Origin of the sequence: Cytobacillus sp. OWB-43, from assembly GCF_034651445.1 — a bacterium.
Classification (GTDB): domain Bacteria; phylum Bacillota; class Bacilli; order Bacillales; family Cytobacillaceae; genus Cytobacillus; species Cytobacillus kochii.
The window spans coordinates 776015-801475 of the sequence record NZ_JAYEFF010000001.1; the positions used below are offsets into that span (position 1 = coordinate 776015).

Annotated in this window: 23 protein-coding genes and 1 pseudogene; 16 read left to right on the forward strand and 8 right to left on the reverse strand. The window is 35.4% G+C overall.

The window, feature by feature from the left end; all coding sequences use genetic code 11:
- Positions 1 to 124 precede the first annotated feature (124 nt).
- A complete protein-coding gene (locus U9M49_RS03885) occupies positions 125 to 544 on the reverse strand; it encodes a Fur family transcriptional regulator (protein WP_322909307.1) in 420 nt (139 codons plus the stop codon).
- Between the two features lie 467 nt (positions 545 to 1011).
- Positions 1012 to 1554: an NADPH-dependent FMN reductase gene (locus U9M49_RS03890; RefSeq protein ID WP_095373340.1), complete on the reverse strand. Its 543-nt coding sequence runs from the start codon at positions 1552 to 1554 to the stop codon at positions 1012 to 1014.
- 317 nt (positions 1555 to 1871) lie between these two features.
- Here U9M49_RS03890 and U9M49_RS03895 point away from each other — a divergent pair, with 317 nt between their 5' ends.
- Together U9M49_RS03895 and U9M49_RS03900 are read left to right on the forward strand one after the other, a co-directional pair.
- Positions 1872 to 3062: a glycine C-acetyltransferase gene (locus tag U9M49_RS03895; RefSeq protein ID WP_095373339.1), complete on the forward strand. Its 1191-nt coding sequence runs from the start codon at positions 1872 to 1874 to the stop codon at positions 3060 to 3062.
- Between the two features lie 41 nt (positions 3063 to 3103).
- Positions 3104 to 4039: an L-threonine 3-dehydrogenase gene (locus U9M49_RS03900; protein WP_095373338.1), complete on the forward strand. Its 936-nt coding sequence runs from the start codon at positions 3104 to 3106 to the stop codon at positions 4037 to 4039.
- Positions 4040 to 4208: 169 nt separating this feature from the next.
- On the opposite strand, the gene U9M49_RS03905 is transcribed toward U9M49_RS03900, so the two are convergent.
- Together U9M49_RS03905 and U9M49_RS03910 are read right to left on the reverse strand one after the other, a co-directional pair.
- Positions 4209 to 4514 (reverse strand): heat-shock protein Hsp20, encoded by a 306-nt coding sequence (locus U9M49_RS03905; RefSeq protein WP_095373337.1) that lies wholly within the window; start codon positions 4512 to 4514, stop codon positions 4209 to 4211.
- A 320-nt stretch (positions 4515 to 4834) separates the two neighbouring features.
- Positions 4835 to 4978 carry a small acid-soluble spore protein P gene (locus U9M49_RS03910; protein WP_224936401.1) on the reverse strand — a complete coding sequence of 48 codons (144 nt, stop codon included), beginning with the start codon at positions 4976 to 4978 and terminating at the stop codon, positions 4835 to 4837.
- Between the two features lie 119 nt (positions 4979 to 5097).
- On the opposite strand from U9M49_RS03910, the gene U9M49_RS03915 reads away from it, so the two are divergent.
- The 9 genes from U9M49_RS03915 to U9M49_RS03955 all read left to right on the forward strand — a co-directional run bounded on the left by U9M49_RS03915 (position 5098) and on the right by U9M49_RS03955 (position 13153).
- Entirely contained in the window at positions 5098 to 5358 is a 261-nt protein-coding gene (locus U9M49_RS03915; RefSeq protein ID WP_095373336.1) for a hypothetical protein, read from the forward strand.
- A gap of 324 nt (positions 5359 to 5682) precedes the next feature.
- The gene (gene acnA / locus U9M49_RS03920) at positions 5683 to 8391 is read left to right on the forward strand and encodes an aconitate hydratase AcnA (protein ID WP_095373335.1); all 2709 of its coding nucleotides are present in this window, start codon (positions 5683 to 5685) and stop codon (positions 8389 to 8391) included.
- A 199-nt stretch (positions 8392 to 8590) separates the two neighbouring features.
- Positions 8591 to 9007: a hypothetical protein gene (locus tag U9M49_RS03925; RefSeq protein WP_322909308.1), complete on the forward strand. Its 417-nt coding sequence runs from the start codon at positions 8591 to 8593 to the stop codon at positions 9005 to 9007.
- A gap of 30 nt (positions 9008 to 9037) precedes the next feature.
- Positions 9038 to 9529, forward strand: coding sequence for a TlpA disulfide reductase family protein (locus U9M49_RS03930; RefSeq protein WP_322909309.1), 492 nt, complete (start codon positions 9038 to 9040; stop codon positions 9527 to 9529).
- Between the two features lie 122 nt (positions 9530 to 9651).
- Complete coding sequence (locus tag U9M49_RS03935) at positions 9652 to 9789, forward strand: FbpB family small basic protein (RefSeq protein WP_095373332.1); 138 nt, start codon at positions 9652 to 9654, stop codon at positions 9787 to 9789.
- Between the two features lie 60 nt (positions 9790 to 9849).
- Complete coding sequence (locus tag U9M49_RS03940) at positions 9850 to 9993, forward strand: acid-soluble spore protein N (RefSeq protein WP_095373331.1); 144 nt, start codon at positions 9850 to 9852, stop codon at positions 9991 to 9993.
- Positions 9994 to 10120: 127 nt separating this feature from the next.
- The gene (locus U9M49_RS03945; RefSeq protein WP_322909310.1) at positions 10121 to 12457 is read left to right on the forward strand and encodes an AAA family ATPase; all 2337 of its coding nucleotides are present in this window, start codon (positions 10121 to 10123) and stop codon (positions 12455 to 12457) included.
- The gene (locus U9M49_RS03950; protein ID WP_095373329.1) at positions 12426 to 12842 is read left to right on the forward strand and encodes an acyl-CoA thioesterase; all 417 of its coding nucleotides are present in this window, start codon (positions 12426 to 12428) and stop codon (positions 12840 to 12842) included. The genes U9M49_RS03945 and U9M49_RS03950 overlap by 32 nt, the downstream gene beginning before the upstream one ends.
- Positions 12843 to 12859: 17 nt before the next feature.
- Positions 12860 to 13153 (forward strand): hypothetical protein, encoded by a 294-nt coding sequence (locus U9M49_RS03955; RefSeq protein WP_307314047.1) that lies wholly within the window; start codon positions 12860 to 12862, stop codon positions 13151 to 13153.
- A gap of 39 nt (positions 13154 to 13192) precedes the next feature.
- Here the strand turns inward: U9M49_RS03955 and U9M49_RS03960 are convergent, their stop codons facing one another.
- Together U9M49_RS03960 and U9M49_RS03965 are read right to left on the reverse strand one after the other, a co-directional pair.
- Positions 13193 to 13483 (reverse strand): HesB/YadR/YfhF family protein, encoded by a 291-nt coding sequence (locus tag U9M49_RS03960; RefSeq protein ID WP_307314045.1) that lies wholly within the window; start codon positions 13481 to 13483, stop codon positions 13193 to 13195.
- Positions 13484 to 13570: 87 nt separating this feature from the next.
- The gene (locus U9M49_RS03965; protein ID WP_095373327.1) at positions 13571 to 14230 is read right to left on the reverse strand and encodes a GntR family transcriptional regulator; all 660 of its coding nucleotides are present in this window, start codon (positions 14228 to 14230) and stop codon (positions 13571 to 13573) included.
- Positions 14231 to 14598: 368 nt separating this feature from the next.
- Between U9M49_RS03965 and brnQ (U9M49_RS03970) the strand changes: the two genes are divergently transcribed.
- On the forward strand, positions 14599 to 15945 hold the full coding sequence (brnQ, locus tag U9M49_RS03970) for a branched-chain amino acid transport system II carrier protein (RefSeq protein WP_322909311.1): 1347 nt from the start codon (positions 14599 to 14601) through the stop codon (positions 15943 to 15945).
- Between the two features lie 383 nt (positions 15946 to 16328).
- On the forward strand, positions 16329 to 17675 hold the full coding sequence (brnQ, locus tag U9M49_RS03975; RefSeq protein ID WP_322909312.1) for a branched-chain amino acid transport system II carrier protein: 1347 nt from the start codon (positions 16329 to 16331) through the stop codon (positions 17673 to 17675).
- 88 nt (positions 17676 to 17763) lie between these two features.
- On the opposite strand, the gene U9M49_RS03980 is transcribed toward brnQ (U9M49_RS03975), so the two are convergent.
- Positions 17764 to 18873 (reverse strand): ATP-binding protein, encoded by a 1110-nt coding sequence (locus U9M49_RS03980; RefSeq protein ID WP_095373324.1) that lies wholly within the window; start codon positions 18871 to 18873, stop codon positions 17764 to 17766.
- Between the two features lie 375 nt (positions 18874 to 19248).
- Positions 19249 to 19851: a glycerol-3-phosphate 1-O-acyltransferase PlsY gene (plsY, locus tag U9M49_RS03985; RefSeq protein ID WP_095373323.1), complete on the reverse strand. Its 603-nt coding sequence runs from the start codon at positions 19849 to 19851 to the stop codon at positions 19249 to 19251.
- Between the two features lie 314 nt (positions 19852 to 20165).
- Between plsY and U9M49_RS03990 the strand changes: the two are divergent.
- From U9M49_RS03990 to parC, 3 genes and pseudogenes are all read left to right on the forward strand, one after another.
- Positions 20166 to 20580: pseudogene (locus U9M49_RS03990) on the forward strand (CoA-binding protein).
- A 329-nt stretch (positions 20581 to 20909) separates the two neighbouring features.
- Positions 20910 to 22886, forward strand: coding sequence for a DNA topoisomerase IV subunit B (gene parE, locus U9M49_RS03995; RefSeq protein WP_322909313.1), 1977 nt, complete (start codon positions 20910 to 20912; stop codon positions 22884 to 22886).
- Entirely contained in the window at positions 22883 to 25315 is a 2433-nt protein-coding gene (parC, locus tag U9M49_RS04000; protein WP_307314039.1) for a DNA topoisomerase IV subunit A, read from the forward strand. The genes parE and parC overlap by 4 nt, the downstream gene beginning before the upstream one ends.
- Positions 25316 to 25461 lie beyond the last annotated feature (146 nt).

Here is a 25461-nt window from a genome sequence, read left to right on the forward strand (position 1 = left end):
CTTTTTTATGATGGAATTTTATCTTTCATAATCTTATTACCACAAGCGCAAATTGTACTATGCTTTAATTTAATCAATTTTGTTTTACATACTGGGCAAATTTTATCTTCTTTTTTCATCGGAATCATCCTTTCTCTATGCATTCTTGGCATTTCCCATACACTTCCATATTGTGATTATTGACGGAAAAACCTGTAAGATTAGCTACCATTTCTTCAATTTCTGTAAGTTCCGGATAGTTAATATCTGCAATTTTTCCACATAATTCACAGATAACGTGATAATGATTGGACTGACTAAATTCAAAACGACTTAATCCATTGCCATAAGGTAGCTCATTAATGATTCCTAATTCAACAAATAGTTTTAAGTTATTGTAAATGGTAGCGAGACTAATGATAGGGATTCTTTTTTGAATGTCTTCAGCTGTTGGATGTCCATTCATGTCAATCAGTGTCGTTAAAATTTGTATTCTTTGTGGTGTAACCCTTAAATTTTTTTCTTTTAATAAGGGAATTAAGCTTTCTATTTGGTCTTTGTTCATGCTATAACCCTCATTTATAATGATGTAATTGTAGAGAATGCCTTTAAGTAGAACTTAAAGGCATATGAGAAAAAGTGAAAAATAAACGAAATATGAGAATGACTAACATATTAACGATATATATTAATAATAACACTTCTCATTCGAAAATCAATACTTTTTTATAATAATTATAAATAAGGATTGTGTATAAATATAGTTTCGACATTTCCGGTAATATACCTTCGTTGAGTGTGTAATAATTTTAGTTTTTTAATCACCACTATACTAATATGTTACATGATATCAATGTGTGAAAGAATATTGAAAACGGAAGGGGATTATCAATTACACTTTGAATAGGGATTCTAGTTGATAAAAGAGTTTGAATTTTATACAAATATAAAATCCGTAATGTCTCAAAAACATTAGCGTTGTTTGGGACATTACGGATTTTTATATGTTTAATCTAATAATGGAAGTGAATGTTATTTTACTTTTTCTGACCAGTTAATAAAATTGATTACAACCTGATCTAAGAAATCTAAAGTTTGTTCGTGTACAAGTTCTCCTTGTTCATTTACTTTATCAAGGACGGTACCGATAAAAACTTCATTTCCTGGAAGCGTGACAGCGCCGACTCCAGCTGAGTTGAGTATTTGACGCAAGTGCATTTGCGCTTTTACTGTTCCCATTGCACCAGGCGTTGCACCAACAATCATCGCAGGTTTATTGACCATAACTTTTTCCACTCTTGAAAACCAATCAATGGCGTTCTTTAAAAAGGCAGGAATGGAGTGATTATATTCAGGGGTTAAAAATAATAACCCATCACTATCTTTAATTCTTTGGCGAATTTCTAAAACGGACGCTGGCGGTGTAAGTTCATCATCTTGATTATACATCGGTAATACTTCAAGAGGGAGGATATCTATCTCGAGCTCTTCTTTATAACGTTCTTTCATTAATAAGGCTAACTTTTTATTAATTGATTCTTTGCGATTGCTTCCGACAAATGCAGCTATTTTCATAATAAATGCCTCCATTATGTAATAATTAATGTTTCCATCATAGCATAGACCTATTTGAAATCTGTTATAAATGCTCAGAAAATCTAAACGTTTCCATTAAATTTGAACATTTTTTAAGTAAGATGGGTAAATTAACTAATAAAGTTCTTTTGAAAATATGTCCTCTATATGTGTACAATTATTTAAAATGTGGTAAAGTATAATTTGTAAAACCTATACATAGCAAATGTATAACTAGAAAATAGTTGTATTTTTACAGAGGACAGTTGTCTATTTTGAAAAGAAAATGAAGATGAAACACTAGGAGGAAAAGGAATATGTCAAGCAATATTCTAAATCAATTTTTAAGTGAAAATCTTGAGGATTTAAAAGATAAAGGATTATATAACGAAATTGACCCGTTAGAAAGTGCGAATGGTCCAATCATTAAAATTAACGGGAAAGAGTTAATTAACTTATCTTCGAACAATTATTTAGGTTTAGCAACAAATGATACGTTAAGAACAATTGCTAAAGAAGCGATTGATAAATATGGTGTTGGTGCAGGGGCAGTTAGGACGATTAATGGTACGTTGCAAATCCATGTAGAGCTTGAAGAAACACTTGCAAAATTCAAGCATACAGAGGCAGCAATTGCTTATCAATCTGGATTCAATTGTAATATGGCGGCGATTTCTGCAGTTATGGATAAAAATGATGCCATCCTTTCAGATGAGCTTAATCATGCTTCAATTATTGACGGTTGCCGTTTATCCAAAGCAAAAATCATTCGATTTAATCATTCTGATATGGACGATCTTAGAGCAAAAGCAAAGGAAGCAACAGAATCTGGGCAATACAATAAAGTAATGGTCATTACAGATGGCGTATTTTCAATGGATGGTGATATTGCTAAATTACCAGAAATCGTTAAAATCGCTGAAGAGTTTGATCTAATAACATATGTAGATGATGCTCACGGTTCTGGTGTATTAGGTAAAGGTGCTGGTACGGTAAAACATTTTGGTCTTTCTGATAAAGTGGATTTCCAAATTGGTACATTATCGAAGGCAATCGGAGTAGTTGGTGGTTATGTAGCTGGTAAACAACAATTAATCGATTGGTTAAAGGTGAGAAGTAGACCTTTCTTATTTTCTACATCTGTTACACCTGCTGATGCTGCTGCAAGTAAAAAAGCGATTGAGATGTTAATGGAGAGCACAGCGCTCAATGAAAAGTTATGGGAAAACAGTGAATACTTAAAAGCAGGCTTAAAGAAATTAGGCTTTAATATCGGTGAAAGTGAAACACCGATTACACCTTGTATCATTGGGGATGAAGTGAAGACGCAAGAATTTAGTAAGAAACTTAATGAAGCTGGAGTGTATGCAAAGTCCATCGTATTCCCAACGGTACCAAGAGGAACAGGCCGTGTACGTAATATGCCATCTGCTGCACATACGAAAGAAATGCTAGATCAAGCATTAACTATATATGAAACGGTAGGAAAAGAATTAGAGATTATATAAAATCACCCCTTTAGAGAGGGTTGAAAAGGGTAGGAGAAAAAATGAAAAAAATTATGATTACTGGTGCACTTGGCCAGATTGGCTCAGAGTTAACACTCAAATTAAGAGAAATCTATGGAACGGACCATGTCATTGCAACAGATATTAGAAGCAATGACTCAGAGGCAGCTACATCAGGACCTTTTGAAATGGTAGACGTTACAGATGGAAAAACGATGTTAGAAGTGGCGAAAAAGCATCAAGTTGATTCTATTATTCATATGGCTGCCTTATTATCAGCCACAGCTGAAGCAAATCCAGTGTTTGCTTGGAATTTAAATATGGGTGGATTGATGAACGCACTTGAAGCAGCAAGAGAAACGGGTGCGCAATTCTTTACACCAAGTTCCATTGGCGCTTTTGGACCTTCTACACCAAAAGACCTTACACCACAAGATACGATTTGCCGACCAACAACAATGTACGGCGTAAATAAAGTTTCTGGAGAGCTCCTTTCTGATTATTACTATCATAAATTTGGTGTGGATACACGCGGTTTACGATTCCCAGGATTAGTTTCTTACGTAACACCTCCAGGAGGCGGAACGACCGATTATGCTGTGGAGATTTATTACGAAGCGATGAAAAACAAAGCGTATACTTCTTATATTGCAAAAGGTACCTATATGGATATGATGTATATGCCTGATGCCTTAAATGCGATAGTCAACCTTATGGAGGCTGATCCAGCAAAATTATTACATCGTAATTCATTTAATGTGACAGCAATGAGTTTTGAACCGGAGCAAATCGCTGCTGAAATCCGTAAGCATATACCAGAATTCGTCTTAATGTATGATGTCGATCCAGTTCGCCAATCAATCGCTGATAGTTGGCCAAATGCCATTGACGCTTCAGCCGCAAAAGAAGAATGGGGATTTAAAGCAGAGTATGATCTCGCAAGAATGACTGAGGATATGTTAAATAAACTAAAATAAAGATAAAGAAAAACGCCCTTTTGTTACGCGGGCGTTTTTCTTTAAGTTAAAATAGATTTTAGTATATCCATGCAGGAGTTATCATATTGTAAATTTGTTTATTTTAGTTCGAATCCTGAGACGATAAAAGGTTCACATAATTTTATTATGTCAACTAAATATTGTATCATTATTTGTCTATGAAAATTTCCAAAATAGAATGCTGGTGAACGATTCGTAGTGGAGTTGTAATATGAGGAAGCATAAGTTTTCTGCTATATGTTGCACCATCACTTTTTGCAACAGCACTGATAATAAGCTCATCTCCCGTTGGTATAACTTGCACATGATGATAACGATCCTCTTCAATTAAGGCTTCAATTATATAAGCTGATTCAGTATCAAATACATCGATACGAAAGATAGACTCGTCTAAAAAAGATGTTAACGGATCAAGAAACATGCTTTCAAACCAACTCTGCCACTCCATATTCATACATATCACCCCAGTATGATAATGTATGCGTATACACAAATAATGTGAATCGTACAATCGATTTTTTTAAATGTTAATGTGGAAATTATATTTTCTTCCAAAATTGATGATAACTGTACAAGAACTACAGTTTATAAAATATATTTGTATGAAGCTACTTAATCAAGTTAAGGAAATGAATGATGTATTATTTTTATTAATAACAGTCCGGGGATAAGGTGAAATGAGTCCGATACAATACCGAACTCATTTCAAGAATGCAGAGTTATTTCATTAAGGTTTTTATTTTGATCATTTATTCAATTGTATCGAACAAACTTCTACATATCATGATGAGAGTGATTCTTTTGTCTTGAATGATTTCTATTCTTTACTTTCTTAGAGCCACTTAAAGGCTCAGGTTGTCCTGGGTTATCCCCTTTTGGAGCGTTTTTTCTCATATCTTTACCATCATTTTTATTCATTTTTTCATTTCCCTCCTTTTGTTTATAGGATGAAAGAATCCCCATTTTTTATACGGTATATTTTATCCTCACTCTGAACAATTTAATTGTAAGAAAAGCAAAAGAGGTGAAAACAAGTTATGCCTTATCATAAAAATAAACAGCAAGCATTTCAAGCAGCCCAACAAAGTATGGAAGATGTAGAAGAACAGTATCATGTAATAGATAAACATGCTAGTACGTATGGCCAACAACTCAAACATCTGTCTCAAGAAATAGCAGAAACTTATGAACAAATCCAAAATGCTTTAGAAGTTGCATCTGAGCATCAAAAAGAGCAATTGCTTAAATTTCAAACGGATTTGGATGCCATCACAAGCCAAGTGCAATCAGAAAAATAAAAATAGGGCTAAAAAAGTCGAAAAAAGTCAATTAAACGCGATTGGTTTATTTTCTTAATATAATAATTAAATGAAGTGTATTTCACACCGTAATTGATAACCTCTCTCAATTGCGGTGTTTTTATGTTTATCATATCATTTATTAGAAATACCATAAGAAAAACTTATCAATAACAATAACTTTCTTGTTATTTACTTATGTTGAATGTTGTATTATTATAGGAATTGTGAGAAAAGTGAGGATGGGTAAAAATTCAAACTTTTCGACTGATTACCATTAAGTGGTATTATAGTACTTTGTAGTTCGAATTAGGGGGTAATACTATGGCGAAAAATGATGTGTTTAATTCCCGTAAATCATTTGATGTAGATGGGAAACGTTATCATTACTATGACTTAGCAGCACTTGAAAATGCAGGTATAGGACAGGTATCTAAATTACCATATTCTATTAAAGTCCTACTTGAATCTGTACTACGTCAATATGACGGTCGTGTAATTACAAAAGAGCATGTTGAAAACTTAGCAAAATGGGGAACAGCAGATGTGAAGGAAGTGGATGTACCATTTAAACCTTCACGTGTTATCCTTCAAGACTTTACAGGTGTACCAGCAGTTGTAGACTTAGCTTCTTTAAGAAAAGCTATGGCTGATATGGGTGGAGATCCAGATATGATCAACCCTGAAAAACCAGTTGATCTTGTTATTGACCACTCTGTACAAGTTGATAAATATGGCACACCAGATGCACTAGATGCAAATATGGTTTTAGAATTTGAAAGAAACGCAGAACGTTACCAATTCTTAAGTTGGGCACAAAAAGCATTTGATAACTATCGTGCTGTTCCACCTGCGACAGGTATCGTTCACCAAGTAAACTTAGAATATCTTGCTGATGTTGTAATTGCAAATGAAACAACAGAAGGAGATTTTGAAGCATTCCCTGATACACTTGTTGGTACTGACTCTCATACAACGATGATTAATGGTATCGGTGTACTTGGTTGGGGTGTTGGTGGTATTGAGGCGGAAGCTGGGATGCTTGGACAGCCTTCATATTTCCCAGTTCCTGAAGTTGTTGGGGTGAAACTTGTTGGTGAGCTACCTAATGGAGCAACAGCTACTGACCTTGCCTTAAAAGTAACACAAGTTTTACGTACACACGGTGTTGTAGGTAAATTTGTGGAATTCTTCGGACCAGGTGTTCCTGCACTTCCACTAGCTGATCGTGCAACAATCGCGAACATGGCACCTGAATATGGTGCAACATGTGGGTTCTTCCCAGTTGATGGTGAATCTTTAGAATACATGCGTCTAACTGGACGTAAAGAAGAACAAATCAAAGTTGTTGAAGCTTATTCTAAAGCAAATGGCTTATTCTTCGATCCTTCATTAGAACCAGTTTATACAGATGTAGTAGAAATTAACTTAGCTGATATTGAACCGAACCTTTCCGGTCCAAAACGTCCGCAAGATTTAATTCCGCTTTCTGCTATGAAAAAAGAATTTAATAAAGCTGTTACTGCTCCTCAAGGTAACCAAGGTTTTGGTTATGATGAGAAAGAGTTTGATAAAACAGCAACAGTTAACTTCAAAAATGGCGATTCTACGACAATGAAAACGGGTGCAGTTGCAATTGCTGCAATCACTAGCTGTACAAACACATCTAATCCTTATGTATTAGTTGGTGCAGGTCTTGTTGCGAAAAAAGCAGTAGAACTTGGTTTGGAAGTTCCTAAATATGTGAAAACATCTTTAGCACCAGGTTCAAAAGTTGTAACTGGGTACTTAAATAACTCTGGTTTACTTCCTTATTTAGAGCAATTAGGATTTAACCTAGTAGGTTATGGATGTACAACATGTATCGGTAACTCTGGTCCTTTAAAAGAAGAAATTGAAGAAGCGATTGCTGACAGTGATTTACTTGTTACTTCTGTTCTTTCTGGTAACCGTAACTTTGAAGGTCGTATCCATCCATTAGTGAAAGGTAACTACCTTGCTTCACCACCGTTAGTAGTTGCATACGCTCTAGCTGGAACAGTTGATGTTGATCTTCAACATGATGTTCTTGGTCAAGATAAAGATGGGAACGATGTATTCTTTAAAGACATCTGGCCAACAACAGAGGAAATCAATGCAGTCGTTAAACAAACGGTTACACCTGATTTATTCCGTGCTGAATATGAGCGTGTATTCGATGATAATGAGCGTTGGAATGAAATTAAAACAAGTAATGAACCATTATATACTTTCGATGAGTCATCTACTTATATCCAAAACCCACCATTCTTTGAAGGTTTAAAACCAGATCCAGAAGAAGTAAAACCATTAAATGGTTTACGTGTAGTTGGTAAATTTGGTGATTCTGTTACAACTGACCATATTTCTCCTGCAGGTGCAATCGGTAAAGATACACCAGCTGGTAAATACCTTCGCGAAAATGGCGTAGAAGTTCGTGACTTTAACTCTTATGGTTCTCGTCGTGGTAACCATGAAGTTATGATGCGTGGTACATTTGCTAATATCCGTATCCGTAACCAAATTGCACCAGGTACTGAAGGTGGATTCACAACGTACTGGCCAACTGGTGAAGTGACATCCATTTATGATGCATGTATGCAATATAAAGAAGATGGCACTGGATTAGTTGTACTTGCTGGTAAGGATTACGGAATGGGATCATCTCGTGACTGGGCAGCAAAAGGAACAAATTTACTCGGTATTAAAACAGTTATTGCCGAAAGCTATGAGCGTATTCACCGTTCTAACCTTGTGTTAATGGGCGTTCTACCACTTCAATTTAAAGCTGGTGAGAGTGCTGATACACTAGGATTAACTGGTAAGGAAACAATTAGTGTTGAAATTGGAGAAGACGTGAGACCTCGCGACTTTGTAAAAGTGACAGCAATTGCAGAAGATGGCACTATAACTACTTTTGAAGCACTTGTTCGTTTCGACTCTGAAGTGGAAATTGATTACTATCGTCATGGTGGTATCTTGCAAATGGTTCTTCGTAATCGATTGAAGAAATAATTGTAGCTTTCCTGCCCTCTACACCTCTAGATGTGTAGAGGGTTTTTAGTTTCCAAACTTCAACAAACTTCACCCTTTAGGAAGGAATTTGCCTTCATTCAATACACATAGAATCACGATGTGAAAGTTTAAAAAAACCTTAGAACTAAATGAAATGAGTAAAAATGATTGAGCATAGTAAAACAAAAGGAGATAACAATTGAAAGCATGGATGATTGGTCCGTTTTTAATTACTGTGAATCAGTTAAGTCTTGCGATAGCGTTTGTAATCACATATTTTCTTTTAAAAACTTTGTTTAGAGTTGATGGGAAGATAAAAGATGAAGTTAGTTCTAGTCTGGTGACTGGTCTAATTATTTTTCTCCTATGTTATAAAGGGCTGCCACTAATAATGAGGTTTACAGATGTAATAAAAAACCCTCTTATAATTGTTTATTCAAATAGTGGACTGAAAGGTCTATTCTTCGCTTTAGTTATCATGGTAATTTATTTATTTATTAAAGCCTATCACTCGCATTTCCCTATGATTCAATGGATGCGTATCGCTTTTGTTTATTTATTTACATATTTTCTTTCATTTTGGATGATCAGAACACTATATTTTCTTTTCTATTAGGAACAATAATGAAAGGAAGGAGTGTTCTAGTTGAAAAAAACCTTATTATTCCTTTGTTGCCTTTTACTATTTATCCCGCTAGAAACTGCAGCAGAAGATCAATTACCTGGTTTGAAGATCGGCACAAAAGCACCCGAATTTAAGCTTCAGACTATTGAAGGTAAAAATGTCAGTTTAACGGAATTTCGCGGAAAAAAAGTGATGCTCAATTTTTGGGCTACTTGGTGTGCGCCATGTAAACAAGAAATGCGTGATTTCCAATCATTTTATCAAAATAAAAAGGATACTAATATAGAGATCATTGCCATTAACATTGATACAAAAAGTAATGTCAGCAAATATGTTGAGCGATTAGGTATTACTTTTCCGGTTTTATTAGACGAGAATGATCAAGTAAATGAAATTTATCATGTGATGGTAATACCAACTACTTATTTCATTGATGAAAAGGGCGTCATAAGGGATAAATACTATAGTGCTATGCCTTTATCATTAATTAAAGAAAAGTTAAAACAGTTTTAATCTATCTCTTTTATAATTCAATAACTAAGCCCATTATTAAATTTTCTAAAATTTGTAATAACTTTCTATTGAATGGGGCATACTGCTTATAAAATAGAAAGAAATGGTGGGTGAAGAATTTTATGAGAAAACCTAAAAGAAGAACGTTTGCTGATCTGGTATTAGAGAATAAGCTTCAATTAATGAAAGATCAGTCTGCAATGGATAAAATAGAAATGCGATTAGAAGAAAAACATGCTAGTCACCTAAAGGCAGAGTAGATTTTTACCTGACTATTTCACTTAACTTCCGAACATAATAAAATGAAGGAGGGATAAGTGATGGGTAATCCAAAAAAGAACAGTAAAGCTTTTGTCCCCAATCACCTTGGTACACAATCAAGAGGTTTTGGTGGCAATAAAGGTAAACAAATGCAGGATAAAACAGGCAAACAACCTGATGTGATTCAAACAAAAGGTGAATAAATGTCAAAAGGATGCTTAGGTAAGCCGTACCTAAGCATCCTTTTGTATGTAAGCGGCTTTACTTCAATATGAAGAAAAAAATATGGTATAGTTAGTTTAAACCATTGAATAAAGTGATGTGAATAGAATGAAACAAAAGAAAAAAACAGATATTGATAAAAATGGTTCCCAGCAAGTACATACTGAAAGAAATATATTTGAACAAATCTCTCGTTTAGATGAAAAAACGGATGCTGAACAATTATCAGAGTTGCTAACAGAAGCAGCGCAATTGTCTGCTATAAGGGACAAAACAGATGTTCAATTGCCAGTTGCATGGTTACAAAAGGCGATTGAATTATCACCGCAGAATCTCAGAGCAAAAGAAGCGCTCGCAGAAACAAAATGGATGATTAACAAAGAATTCATGGATCAACTTCAATATCCTATTATTCGTGAAACTGATAATCGTGCAACAAAAAAATATGCTGCAGAAGAAATGATAGCCATCACAAACCGTTTTATGCAACAAACTCATAAAGCAAAAGAACATTTAAAACGACAAAAAGAGGAACTACGTAAGTATAAAAATGATCAATTGAGTCCTTTTGTAAACGATTTATATGCTATCCTCGAAGACGCTCTATCCATTGGCGGTGAATTAGTTGAGGTTGCCGAAGCATATGAGCAGTCGATATCTGGCGTATTTCATACAGCGATACATTATGATGAAGTAAAGAGAAAAATTGAGCAACTTTTGAAAGTGAAAGAAAAGTGGCAACAAAGAATTGAAGCCTACGAAATACAGAAAAAGCAACATGTGACTCCTTTAAATGAACTTGATGAAATGGTTGGTATGATAAATGTAAAGAAGAGAATTAAAGCTTATTATCAATTTTTACAGTATCAACATAGACGTCGTACTTTAGGTTTTAACCAGCGAGATCAAATGAGTCTCAATATGGTGATTACAGGGAATCCTGGAACAGGTAAAACAACTTTAGCGAGAACACTTGCGCGTATATACAATCATTTGGGTGTCTTACCAAGGGAGAATGTCATAGAAACTAATCGTTCACAATTAGTTGGTGCATATGTTGGGCAAACCGAAGAGAATGTTGGACAATTAGTCGAAAAAGCGCTAGGTGGAGTATTATTTATCGATGAGGCTTATACATTGAATCGATCAGATCAATCAAAGGACGATTATGGACAAGTAGCAATTGATACCCTTGTTTCGTTAATGACAAGTGAAAAGTATAGTGGACGATTGGCAGTAATATTGGCAGGCTATCCTGATGAAATGCGACAGTTTCTTGAAGTAAACCCGGGATTACGCAGTCGTTTCCCGCAAGCAAACCATCTCCATCTTTCAGATTACAATGACTACGAGTTGTTAGAGATAGGAAAGCGAATCGCTTTAAATAATGATTATGTGCTAACTAGTTCAGGAGAAAGGGCGTTGTTAAAGAGAATAGAAAGAGAGCGTGTTGATGATACCTTTGGTAACGCAAGAGCTGTACATGATGTCATTCTCGATGCGATATTTTCTAAAGGTATAAAGGGTGATCAAGCAGATATTAGAGAACTAACCATATTAGAAGAAGATGATTTTACCATTGATGAGGAAGAGTCTATTGATCAACCGCAGAAGCAACTGGATGAAATGATTGGATTGGAGCATGTTAAAGAAGAAGTAAAGACTTTAGTGTCATTTGTACAAGTACAGCATATGCGAGGGCAACAAGGATTACCGGCCATTCCTGTGCAGCTACACTCAGTTTTTACAGGGAATCCAGGTACTGGGAAAACGACGATAGCGAAAATCTTCGCACAATTATTAAAAGAATGCGGCTTGCTCAAACGGGGCCATCTTATTGTTTCGAGTAGAGCCGACTTTGTTGCTGGTTATATTGGCCAGACAGCATTAAAAACAAGAAAACTTATTCGCCAAGCATTAGGTGGTGTTTTGTTTATTGATGAAGCGTATTCTCTTTTATCTGATATCACTACTGATTTCGGAAAAGAAGTGATAGATACGCTTGTAGATGAAATGACTAAGCATAACGAAAACTTGGTAGTGATATTAGCAGGCTATCCAGTGGAAATGGAAAAGCTATTGGCAAGTAATCCTGGACTAAGGTCGCGTTTTAAAAAGTTTTTACATTTTCCGGACTATACTGCTGAAGAGATGCTGAAGATGATGAAAGCATTTTTAACAAGATATGAAATGAGTTTAACGAAGGCGGCCGAACAATTACTGCTGGAGTATTTTACGACTACAGTAACAGAAGGGAATGGTCGTTTAGTTGTGAATCTTGCTGAAGGGGCTATTCAGAATCAAGCAAGAAGAATTATGGAAGATTCACATACAAGTGAGTCATCGTTATCCACATTAACAGAGAGAGATTTTATAAATACAATTGGTCCGAATAGAAAGGAAGACAAGACTAGTGCTAGTTTCAACGAAAGAGATAGAAGTTAGATATGCGGAAACAGATCAAATGGGTGTGGTCTATCATGCCAATTATATTATTTGGATGGAACTAGGTCGAACGCAATTCGTAAAAGACCTAGGTTTTAATTATGCGGCATTAGAAGAACAAGGTGTATTATCACCTGTACTTGACATACAAGCATCTTATAAAAAACCTCTCCATTATGGAGAGACAGCTACAGTCAAGACTTGGGTAGAGGATTATGATGGTTTAAGGACAACTTATGGATATGAAATATATAACCAAGAAGGCATTCTCGCTGTTAGTGGGTCTTCATTACACACTTGTGTGAAGAAGGATAGTTTTCGACCGATTTCACTTCGGAGGAAGTTTCCAGATTGGCATGAAGCATACGAAAAAGCAAAGAAATAAAGAAAGAAGGCTTAAAAATGGCGTTCGGTATTACTAGGGTTGATGTAAGAAAGTGGAAATCTGATATAGATGCTGGAAAGATCGCCTTTCTTACTCATTATTGGCTTGATGATCGTTTTCCCACGTGTAAGACGGTCACGAAGGTGGGAGCGTCCGATTTGAATCAGCTCATTTTATGGGGGAAGAAGTACGGATTGAAGCCGGAGTGGATTCATCATCGTAAAGACGGATACTCTCATTTTGATTTATTAGGAGATAAACAAATTGAAATTATGAAGTTAGAGGGAAAAGAAGAGCATATTTGGAGATAATAAACATCACCCCTAGTTTTATAGAGCTAGGGGTGATGTTTATTTTTCATATTTATACTGCGGTTCGTTTAAGTCCTCGTCATATTGCACAATCAAATGATGATTATCGAAGTACCACAAGTCTTTTTCCTCGATAAAAAACTGGATACCGTCAGATTCTTTCGTAACGACAGGATTGACCGGTTCTTCATTAGAAATACCTAAAGAAAATCCTTGTTGTATCGGGCTTGAACCTCCATACCGGGCAAAAAAACGAACGTAATCTCCGGCAGTTAAAAGCATCTCATCTTTAAACCAGTTAATGGCTTTGTCACTCAATCGAATGTCCAAGGTCCCCACTCCTTTTATCTTTATAAGACTATTGTATACGAAAGCGAAACACACTGCTAAGATTTTGATTGGAAAGAGAAGGGAACCTTATTTATGCTCAGAAAAATATTCATTGATGGCACGAATCCAATTGATTCTTGTTACATCAGAGGCTGTTTGTTTGTCACCTGCTTCTAGCGCTTGTATGATCCGTTCATGCTCGTCGATAGATGATTCTGTTAAGATAATGGCTTTGTAATAGTAAAGTCTCATAACGTGAGGTTGGAGACCTTCAATCGCCTGAGTTATATAAGGGTTTTTTGTTTCATCTACTATTAATTGATGGAACTCTTCGTCATATTTAAGAGCAGAGAATGAATCCTCAGTTTTAATAGCTTCAGCAAATTTCTGATTAATTTCTTTTAAACGATTAATTACCTCTTGCCCCAGATTGCCTGCTACTAATTCAGAAGACAATGCTTGCAGGACACTTAATGGAGGAAGGATTTTCGTTATATCTTCGTGATTTACTGCAGTAACTTGTGTCCCTACACCCGGATACATTTCTACAAATCCTTGGGAATTTAATAATTGTAATGCTTCTCTAATGGGTGTTCTGCTGACTCCTAAAGCTTCCGCAAGATCAGCATCATTCAGCTTTTCTTTTGGTTTTAACGTGCCATCAATAATCCATTCTTGAATTTGCAAGAATGCTCGTTTTTTAGCTGAAAGTCGTTGTGGAGTTGAAAAATTACTTGGAATTGGCATAATAAACCACCTTTGCGTATCAAATATCTGTAAATTACTCTGTTAGTATAGTGTGATTTTTCAAAATTGCTGAAAGAAATCCGGAAATATTCTATCTATATTAGTAATATATAGAAAAAATTATATAATAATATAGTTTTTAATGCAATATATCACCTCTTCCGTTAGTTTCTTAAGATAATTTATTGTGTTCATTATAGTGATATGTTATCTTATTAATGCAATATATTAACGGGAATTAGATAAGTGACAGAATTTTTAAAAATTATTTCAGAATATTTAATTTTATGAAGAATAAATATTCTGAAAAATACTAGCGGTGAAAAAATCATCTGCTAGTTGTAATTGAGAGGGGTAAACTTGTAAATATGAATCAAAAATCTTCAAATTCTTATGTGGTTGTATTAGGTTTAATGTTATTCTCTTTGTTCTTTGGAGCGGGTAATTTAATATTCCCGATTATGATGGGGCAAGAAGCGGGTACAAATGTTTGGGCAGCGACAGCTGGGTTTATTATAACTGGTGTGGGACTGCCATTATTAGCTGTTGTTGCTCTTGGCTTTTCAGGTAAGAGTGATTTGCAATCGCTTGCAAGTCGAGTGAATCCAACATTTGGACTGATTTTCGCTATTATATTGTATTTAGCTATTGGTCCATTATTTGCCATTCCGAGAGCAGGAAGTGTTTCATTTGAAATTGGAATTCGACCATTATTGCCAGAATCTTCACTGACGATTGGTTTATTAATATTCTCAATCTGCTTCTTTGGTGTTGCGACGATATTATCATTAAATTCATCAAAGATTGTTGATATTGTTGGTAAATATTTAACGCCTATTAAAATTAGCTTTATACTACTATTAATTCTTGTTGCTGTTTTTAATCCTCTAGGATCTTTTGGGGAGCCAACAGAAGCTTATTCACAACACTCATTCTTTAATGGCTTCTCAGAAGGCTATTTAACTATGGATGTACTGGCTGCATTTGTCTTTGGTGTAATTGTTATTAATGCACTGCGGGCAAAAGGTATAGAGTCAAATCGCTCTATTATGTTTGCTACGATGAAGGCTGGTTTGATTGCTGCGGTTTTATTAGCATTCTTTTATAGTGCGATGGCTTATATGGGTGCTAGTAGTGTTGCGGAATTAGGTATCCTTGAAAATGGTGGAGCTGTTCTCTCGGGTGTTGCCTATGCATATTTTGGCTCTTATGGAGGAATCGTTCTAAGTGCTGTTATGATTATTGCTTGTATGACAACAAGTGTAGGTTTGATCAGTTCATGTGCTAGCTATTTTAGTAAGATCATGCCTAAATTTTCCTATAAGACATATGTAATTGCATTTGCTATTTTCAGTACTGCAGTTGCGAACTTTGGTTTAACAGAGTTAATAGCTATTTCTGTTCCAGTACTTACAGCGATTTATCCTTTGGCGATTTTATTATTAATTTTAACATTTTTCCATCAGTTTTTTAATGGGAAGAAGACTGTCTATCAAGTGAGTATGATTTTAACGTTTATTGTTAGTGTTTTTGACGGTTTAAAAGAAGCAGGAGTTCAAATAGAGCCTGTTTATCATTTATTCGCAAACATTCTTCCGTTGTATGAAGTGGGATTAGGTTGGATTGTACCAGCTATCATTGGTGTAATTTTAGGTATTGTAATAGATCTGTTTAAAAGAGAGACAAAGATAAAAGAGAATGAAGAAGTAATTTAACTGTTTTTTACCCTTACAAAAGATTTTCCTTTTGTAAGGGTTTTTTTATGTAACCTATAATAATATTCACTATTTTTTTGATAACTAGAAGGATTATTCTTAGTCATTCCAATCAAGAATGTAAAATTATCGAGGTCTCTACTAGTAAATTAAGTAAGAATAATTCTATTAATATATTACATATGACTATATTTTTTTAAAATAATATATTGCATTCATTACATGGATATGTTACTTTAATAATGCAATATATTGCTTGAATTTTTTCAGAGATTGTAATTCATACAATATTATATTTAAATATGAATTTTCTGAAGAATTAGTAAATTGTAGTAATTGAAGATTGTTAACTACAACAGTAGAGGCAGAAGGGGGTAGAAGATATGAATCAAAAGGTTCCGTCTTCTTATATTATTGCAGTAGGATTTATGTTATTTTCATTATTTTTCGGTGCTGGGAACTTAATTTTTCCAGTAATGATGGGTCAAGAAGCAGGAACGAACGTATGGGCCGCAGTAGCGGGCTTTATTATAACAGGTGTTGGTCTTCCTTTATTGGGTGTAATCGCTTTAGGTTATTCTGGTAAAAGTGACTTGCAATCGCTTGCAAGTCGTGTAAGTCCACTCTTTGGTCTACTTTTTACAGTTGTTCTATATTTATCTATCGGACCATTATTTGCGATACCAAGAACTGGTACGGTCTCTTATGAAATTGGTATTAGACCATTCATTTCTGATGAATGGAGTACGATTGGATTAGTTATCTTCTCTATCATCTTCTTTGGAATTACCGCATTCTTCTCTCTGAATGCATCGAAAATTGTTGATATTGTTGGTAAAGTTTTAACACCTATTCTACTATTATTTATTTTAATTTTAATTGTAGTAGCATTTGTTAATCCACTAGGATCTCTACAAGCACCAAGTGAGGCATATACTGTTAACTCTTTCTTTAACGGCTTTACTGAAGGTTACTTAACAATGGATGCCCTTGCTGCTTTCGTATTCGGAATTATCGTAATTGATGCCATTCGTTCTAAAGGCGTTCAATCAACTAAAGTAGTGATGCTTTCAGTGATTAAAGCAGGATTAATTTCAGCCGGTTTGCTTGCTGTGATATATGGCTCACTTTCTTATATTGGTGCTAGTAGTGTTTCTCAATTAGGTATATTAGGAAACGGTGGGGCGGTTTTATCTCAAGTTTCCGGGCATTATTTTGGCTCATTTGGAGGAGTTATACTAAGTGTGATTGTCATTGCCGCATGCTTAACGACTAGTATTGGTTTAATCTCTTCATGTGCAGCTTATTTTAGTAAAATCATGCCTAAAGTCTCCTATAATACGTTTGTTATTGTTTTCTCAGTATTTAGTGCAGCGATTGCTAATTTTGGATTAAGTCAATTGATTGCTATTTCAGTACCGGTATTAACAGCTATTTATCCATTAGCGATTGTATTATTAATCCTTACGTTTTTACACCCGTTGTTTAATGGTAAGAAATCTGTTTACCAAATGAGTATGTTATTTACGTTTATTATTGGTATCTTTGATGGCTTTAAAGCAGCAGGATATACGATTACCTCAGTAGATAATCTATTCACTAGTATTCTTCCATTATATGATGTAGGGTTAGGTTGGTTAGTACCTGCATTTTTAGGAGCGGTTCTAGGAATAATCATTGGTTTATTTCAAAATAAAAAGGTTGAGGATGAAAAAGAACAATTAATTTAATAAGAAAAAAAGCCTCCGACTAAAACGGAGGCTTCTTTTTTTTGCTATAAAACGATGCCAGATCATTCGGATATGTGAAGTTAATCTCTCAATTGCTGTATGTATTTTCTTTATCTAGCGGTAAAGTAATCTTAATCGTTGTACCAACATTCATTTCAGATGAAATGTTAATCCAGCCATTATGTTGTTCGATAATTCTTTTACAAATGGATAACCCAATGCCTGTGCCCGTCGATTTAGTAGAATAAAAAGGTTGAAAAAGCTTTTCTAATGTCTCTTCATTCATTCCGAAACCAGTATCCTTTATAACGATTAAACATGTTTCAGCTGTCCTTCTAACAGAGATATTAATCGTATTTTCTTGATGCTGCTCTTGTGTATCAAATGATTCCAGTGCATTTTTAATTAAGTTGACTAGTACTTGTTTTAATTGTTTGGCATTACCATAAATATATGGATCGTCTTTTGATAATTGGAAGGAGAGTGCAGTATTCTTTAAAATCGCTTCACTCTGAAACAACAGGAAAGTATCGTGAACAAGTTTATTAATAGAAATACGTTCTTTAATATTGTCTGTTGGCTTTGCTGCATTTAGAAACTCATGAATAATATCATTGGCACGATTAATCTCATCTAGAGCAATATCAACATATTGATTTTTCCCTGACTCATTGAGATAGGGTTTTAACAATTGTAAAAAACCTTTAACTGTTGTAAGCGGGTTACGTATTTCATGTGCCATCGATGCTGCAAGTGTACTTAAATTTTGTGCGTACTCATTTGTGAAATTAGCTTCATTAATCTGAGACGCAGTTTCATGAATGATTTTCTTTTTTTCATTTAGTTCTAAGCTAAATCTGAGGAGTTTTTGCTCTAATTGTTGTGTTTGATAATTATGATCAGTAGATAATGAATGAAATAAGGGGTAGCAAAATAAATGACATGATTCTTCCTCAGGAATCGTATAGACGCGATAATTGTGATAACCGTTTCCGAAAAATAGCTGTAAATTAAGAACTGCTTTTTTCTTGCGTATTTCATTAAATTGTTCGACATCTTCGTAATTCATTAATTGTGTGAATGGGGTACCAATGATTGTATGCTGATTAACTATAGATGTTGAAACCACGTGATTATTGTTGTCAATTAAGAAGTATGGAAATGGTAGTTCTTTTAAGACAATCTCAGTTAATTTCATTTCTTATCATCCTTACCATTGTTTGTCATGTGGAAGTAGTATCTAATGTCATTCTCTTTTATTCTATTAGAAGAAATTGCATTATATGTTAGAAAAACATGTATATTGAGAAAAAAACACGAATCATCTCTACTTTTCTTGTTATGTATATGAGTTAAAATGTCATATTTTTAATTAAATCGCAATGATGGACTTATTAATCTTATCATACCAAAGTCATTCAATGGCTTTCAATCACCGTTTTCATTCGTTAAAGGAATTTTTTAGGAATTGTAAAAAAGATAGATTACTAGAAAAAATTATAGCTTCGATCTACCTAGTATAGAAATGAATAAATAAGAAAAGACAGCATTCTATAACGCTGTCTTTTGAATGTTAACTTTTCTTTTTAAATAAATTGACTTTTGGTTCGGTTTTATTGATAATCCTTTTAATATTTGTACGATGTCGATAAATGATGAACAATGTCATTAAGGCAATCACTATGATTAAAATTGGATCACCAAGAATGAGTGAATAAATCAATCCTGCAATACCAGCAATCATTGATGATAATGAAACATATTTAGTAGTGAGAAGTGAGATGAAAAATACAGCTAATATTACCACAAACATGACGGGCACGAACGCCAGCACAACACCTGCAGATGTAGCAACAGCTTTACCACCTTTGAATCCTGCAAATATCGGGTACATATGGCCAATAACAGCAAAAATTCCTATAATTACTGTATGTATATCTATATCAAAGAAGATTGGTAATAATCCAGCAGCTATGGTACCTTTCAGGATATCGGCCAGTGTAACGGTAAAACCTGCTTTTTTTCCTAGCGTTCGGAAAGTGTTTGTCCCACCAAGATTACCACTACCATGCTCACGAATATCAATGCCATAAAACACTTTACCAATGATTAATCCAGATGGAATGGAACCAATTAAATAAGCAATAAGAAAAACGATGATTACTTCAAATGTCATAAACTCTCCCCCACGGAATAAAAATACAGTTCTTATATTGTACCACGTAAATAAGTGAATGTACTATGTTGCTTTTAAAATATCTTTTCAATTGCAAAGATTACCCTAGTATGAAACGAATGTTAAATAGATATATGATTAAAATTAGTAGAAAAGAACTTTTTTGTTAAGTGGATTACGTGATATTTAGCGAAAAGGAAAGCTTTATAAAAAAGATGAAGCTGTATGTCAGAAAGAACAGCATTGCGATCTATTCGCATTTATACTTTAATTCAGATAAAATAGTGTAGAGTTCAAAATAAGAGGTGAATGTATTGAGTATAGAAAACCCATCAAGAACTGAAATCGGAAAGATGTTAAAACAAGCAAAGAGGATTGCCGTCGTAGGTTTAAGTGATAAACCTAATCGTACATCCTATATGGTAAGTGAAGCCATGCAAAAAAGTGGTTACGAAATCATCCCTGTTAATCCCAAAGTTAAGGAAGTATTAGGTGTAAAAGCGGTTGCATCATTAGCTGAAATAGAAGGCAAAGTGGATATTGTTAATGTCTTTAGACGTTCGGAATATTTGCCAAGTCTTGCGAGTGAATTTCAAAATATTGATTGTCCCATTTTTTTGGACTCAGCTAGGTGTTGTAGATGAAGACGTATTTCAGCAGTTAAGTGATGCTGGTTATACCGTGATCATGGATCGATGCATTAAAGTAGAGCATGCGCTAACAAAATAACATTTGTAGCATGGGATCATGACATTGATTTCATGCTTTTTCTTTCATATGCGGTTTAGACGTATAAATATGATATAATGATTAGAACGTTTGTTCTTATTCGCCTCTTGCAACAGTATATACATGACCTTAATGCATGTTACAATGGGGAACATATATGCATACGACTCGCATGATAAGAAGGAATATAGTGAATAAGAATGGAATAATAAACCGATATCTATTGTAGAGAGGTGCATAAAGGCGCGGTTATGATATAATCAAACTCTATTGCCGACTCGGATTGATAGACAATAGATGGTTTTTGAAGAGATGAAAGGGGAATGCTTGTGGCAAAAAATCAGGAAGTATTTGACTATAATGATGATGCCATACAAGTACTTGAGGGATTAGAAGCTGTTAGAAAACGTCCCGGAATGTACATTGGAAGTACGGATGCAAGAGGGCTACACCATCTTGTATACGAAATAGTCGATAACGCTGTAGATGAAGCACTTGCAGGTTTCGGCGATCATATCATTGTCAAAATACATAAAGACAATTCAATTAGTGTTCAAGATAAAGGTCGAGGAATGCCGACCGGAATGCACAAGATGGGCAAACCTACAACCGAAGTCATATTGACTGTGTTGCACGCTGGAGGAAAGTTTGGCCAAGGTGGATACAAAACAAGTGGTGGACTTCATGGTGTAGGTGCTTCAGTTGTTAACGCCTTATCACAATGGTTAGTCGTTAAAATTAAACGCGATGGAATTGTTTATGAACAGCGGTTTGAAAACGGCGGAAAGCCAGTAACCACGCTTGAGAAGGTTGGTAAAACGAATCAAGTAGGGACAACGATCCACTTTAAACCAGATTCGACAATTTTCTCAACAACTACATATAATTTTGAAGTGCTAAGTGAACGATTACGTGAATCCGCTTTTCTCTTAAAAGGGATGAAAATCGAGATAACGGATGAACGTCATGATCTTAAAGAGATTTATCATTATGAAAATGGGATTGAAGCATTTGTTCAGTACCTAAATGAAGAAAAAGATACGCTCCATCCAGTAGTTAGTTTTGAAGGGGAGCATAATGGTATTGAAGTTGATTTTGCCTTCCAATTTAATGATGGTTTTTCAGAAAATGTCCTTTCTTTTGTCAATAATGTTCGTACGAAAGATGGAGGGACACATGAAGCTGGAGCTAAAACAGCGATGACTAGGGTGTTCAATGAATATGCCCGTAAAGTTCAGCTTCTAAAAGAGAAAGATAAGAACTTAGAAGGAACTGATTTACGAGAAGGTTTTGCGGCGATTGTCTCAGTACGTGTACCCGAAGAACTGTTACAATTTGAAGGACAAACAAAGGGCAAGCTCGGAACAAGCGAAGCGCGTTCAGCTGTCGATGCTGTTGTATCAGAGTATCTCTCTTACTTCCTTGAAGAAAATCCAGATACAAGCTCTTTATTAATTAAGAAAGCAATTAGAGCTTTTCAAGCAAGAGAAGCAGCACGTAAAGCAAGGGAAGACGCTAGAGGCGGAAAGAAGAAGAAACGGGCTGAAGCGGTTCTGTCAGGGAAATTGACACCTGCTCAATCACGTAACCCAGAAAGAAACGAATTATATTTAGTAGAAGGTGACTCTGCGGGTGGTTCAGCAAAGCAGGGGCGCGATAGAAGGTTTCAAGCAGTATTGCCATTAAGAGGTAAAGTAATAAATACTGAAAAGGCAAAGCTCGCAGATATCTTTAAAAATGAAGAGATAAACACGATTATACACGCTGTTGGAGCGGGTGTCGGTGGTGACTTTACGATTGAAGATATTAATTACGATAAAGTGATTATTATGACGGATGCTGATACCGATGGAGCCCATATTCAAGTGCTCTTACTGACCTTCTTCTACCGCTATATGAAGCCGTTACTAGAAGCAGGTAGAGTCTATATTGCTTTACCACCATTGTATAAAGTGAGTAAAGGTTCTGGAAAGAAAGAAGTAATAGAGTATGCATGGAGTGATGAAGAGCTTCCTGATACGATTAAAAAGGTTGGTAAAGGCTATATTATTCAGCGTTATAAAGGACTTGGTGAGATGAATGCTGACCAATTATGGGAAACAACGATGGATCCAGAAACGAGAACGCTCATCCGTGTGAAAATTGATGACGCTGCGAGAGCGGAACGTAGAATTACCACTTTAATGGGTGATAAAGTTGAACCACGGAGGAAATGGATTGAAACAAATGTCGCATTCGGATTAGAAGAAGATGGCAGCATTTTAGAAAATGAAAACATTTCGACGCTTGAGGAGTTAGATTCATGAACAAAGCAGAACAATTTCGTGATCTGCCGTTAGAAGATGTCCTTGGTGACCGATTTGGCAGATATAGTAAATATATTATACAAGATAGAGCATTACCTGATGCGAGAGACGGGCTTAAGCCCGTGCAGCGTCGTATCTTATATGCCATGCATGTTGAAGGTAATACGCATGATAAAGGTTTTAGAAAATCGGCAAAAACGGTCGGTAATGTGATTGGTAATTTTCACCCACATGGTGACTCCTCTGTATATGATGCCATGGTGCGTATGAGTCAAGATTGGAAGTTGCGCAAGCTTCTTATTGAAATGCACGGCAATAATGGTAGTATCGATAATGATCCACCTGCTGCGATGAGGTATACAGAGGCGAGATTATCTTCTATTTCTTCTGCACTCTTAAATGATATTGAAAAAAGAACGGTTGATTTTATTCCGAACTTTGATGATACTTCGAATGAACCAACCGTTTTACCAGCTAGTTATCCCAACTTACTTGTAAATGGATCAACAGGGATTTCTGCCGGATATGCAACGGAAATCCCACCTCATCATCTTGGAGAAGTTATTGATGCTGTTATTCATCGTATGGATCGTCCACAAAGTACTGTCGATGATTTAATGCAGTATATAAAAGGACCTGATTTTCCTACCGGTGGAATCATACAAGGTGTAGAAGGCATTAAGAAAGCCTATGAAACGGGCAAAGGTAAAATTATTATCCGTGGTAAAGTAGATTTCGAGGATATTCGTGGTGGTAGAAAGCAAATAGTCATTACTGAAATCCCTTATGAAGTAAATAAAGCGAACTTAGTGAAGAAAATGGATGAATTTCGCTTCGATCGTAAAATCGAAGGAATCGCTGAAGTCCGTGATGAAACGGATCGTACAGGGCTAAGAATTGTCGTTGAATTAAAGAAGGATGCTGACCCACAAGGGGTTTTACATTATTTATATAAATATACTGATCTGCAAATCCCGTATAACTTTAATATGGTGGCTATTCATAACCGTCATCCGAAAACGATGGGTCTAGTCCCCTTACTAGATGCCTACATTGACCATCGAAAAGAGGTTGTCACACGTAGAACACAATTCGATTTAGAAAAGGCTCAAACACGTCAGCATATCGTTGAAGGCCTAATCAAGGCATTATCTATATTAGACGAAGTCATTGCGACGATTCGTGCTTCAAAAGATAAGCGTGACGCGAAAGAGAATTTAATGAGAGAGTATCAATTTACAGAGCCTCAAGCAGAAGCGATCGTCTCATTACAACTATATCGTTTGACGAATACAGATATCACTGCATTGCGTGCAGAAGCAGAGGAATTAGCGGCCAAAGTAGAGGAACTCACATCGATTCTTGCCAGTGACAAGAAACTCGCATCAGTGATTAAAAAAGAACTTCGTGAAGTGAAGAAGAAATTTGAAGACAATAGAAGAACAGTAATTGAAGCAGAAATAGAAGAAATTAAAATTAACCTAGAAGTTCTTGTAGCAAATGAAGATGTGATTGTTACTGTCACAAGAGATGGGTATATTAAGCGGACAAGCCAGCGTTCTTATTCAGCTTCAAATGGACAAGATTTAGCGATGAAGGAATCCGACCGTTTATTAACAAAGCTAGAGATGAATACAACGGATGTTCTACTTCTATTCACGAATAAAGGCAGCTACTTATATTGTCCTGTGCACCAATTACCTGACATCCGCTGGAAGGACATGGGTCAACATATTGCCAATATCATTGCCATCGATCGTGATGAATGTATCATTCACGCAATCCCTATTACTGATTTTGAACAAGAGAATGCAACATTATTATTTATTACGAAAAACGGTATGGTGAAGAAAACCGAATTAAAATCATATAAAGCTCAACGCTTTTCAAAAGCGCTCGTTGCACTTAACCTAAAAGGTGATGATGAGGTTGTCGATGTTCACCTAACACATGGCGAGCATGATGTGTTTCTCACAACTCATTTAGGTTATGGTCTCAGGTTTCATGAGAAAGAAGTAAACTTAGTAGGCCCAAGAGCTGCGGGTGTAAAAGGAATCAATCTAAAAGATGATGACTATGTTGTTTCTGGAAAAATGATTAGTAATGAGAAAGAAGAAGCAGTTGTCATTGCGACGCAACGCGGGGCAGTGAAAAAAATGAAACTGCAAGAGTTTGAACAAACATCAAGGGCAAAACGAGGTGTAGTGATGTTACGCGAATTGAAAAAACATCCGCATCGCATTGTTGGTATGGTTATAACGAATAATCATGAAACAGCATTTGTTGAAAGTGAAAAAGGGACAATCGAGTCCATAGCAATGAATGAACTTAGATACAATGATCGCTACTCCAACGGATCGTTTATATTAGATGAAGAAGAAAATGGTGCAATTATTCATTTATGGACTGAGACAAAGGAACAAACATAAACGATTTCTTCAAAAAGTTGAAAGGTTGTATTTAACTTAATGACACATTATTAAAAAAGTACACACTCATAAAAGTGATGTACTTTTTTAATGTGCATTATCATTCTTTTAGTTGATCATTTTAGTATTGAAAAAACACTGAAGGC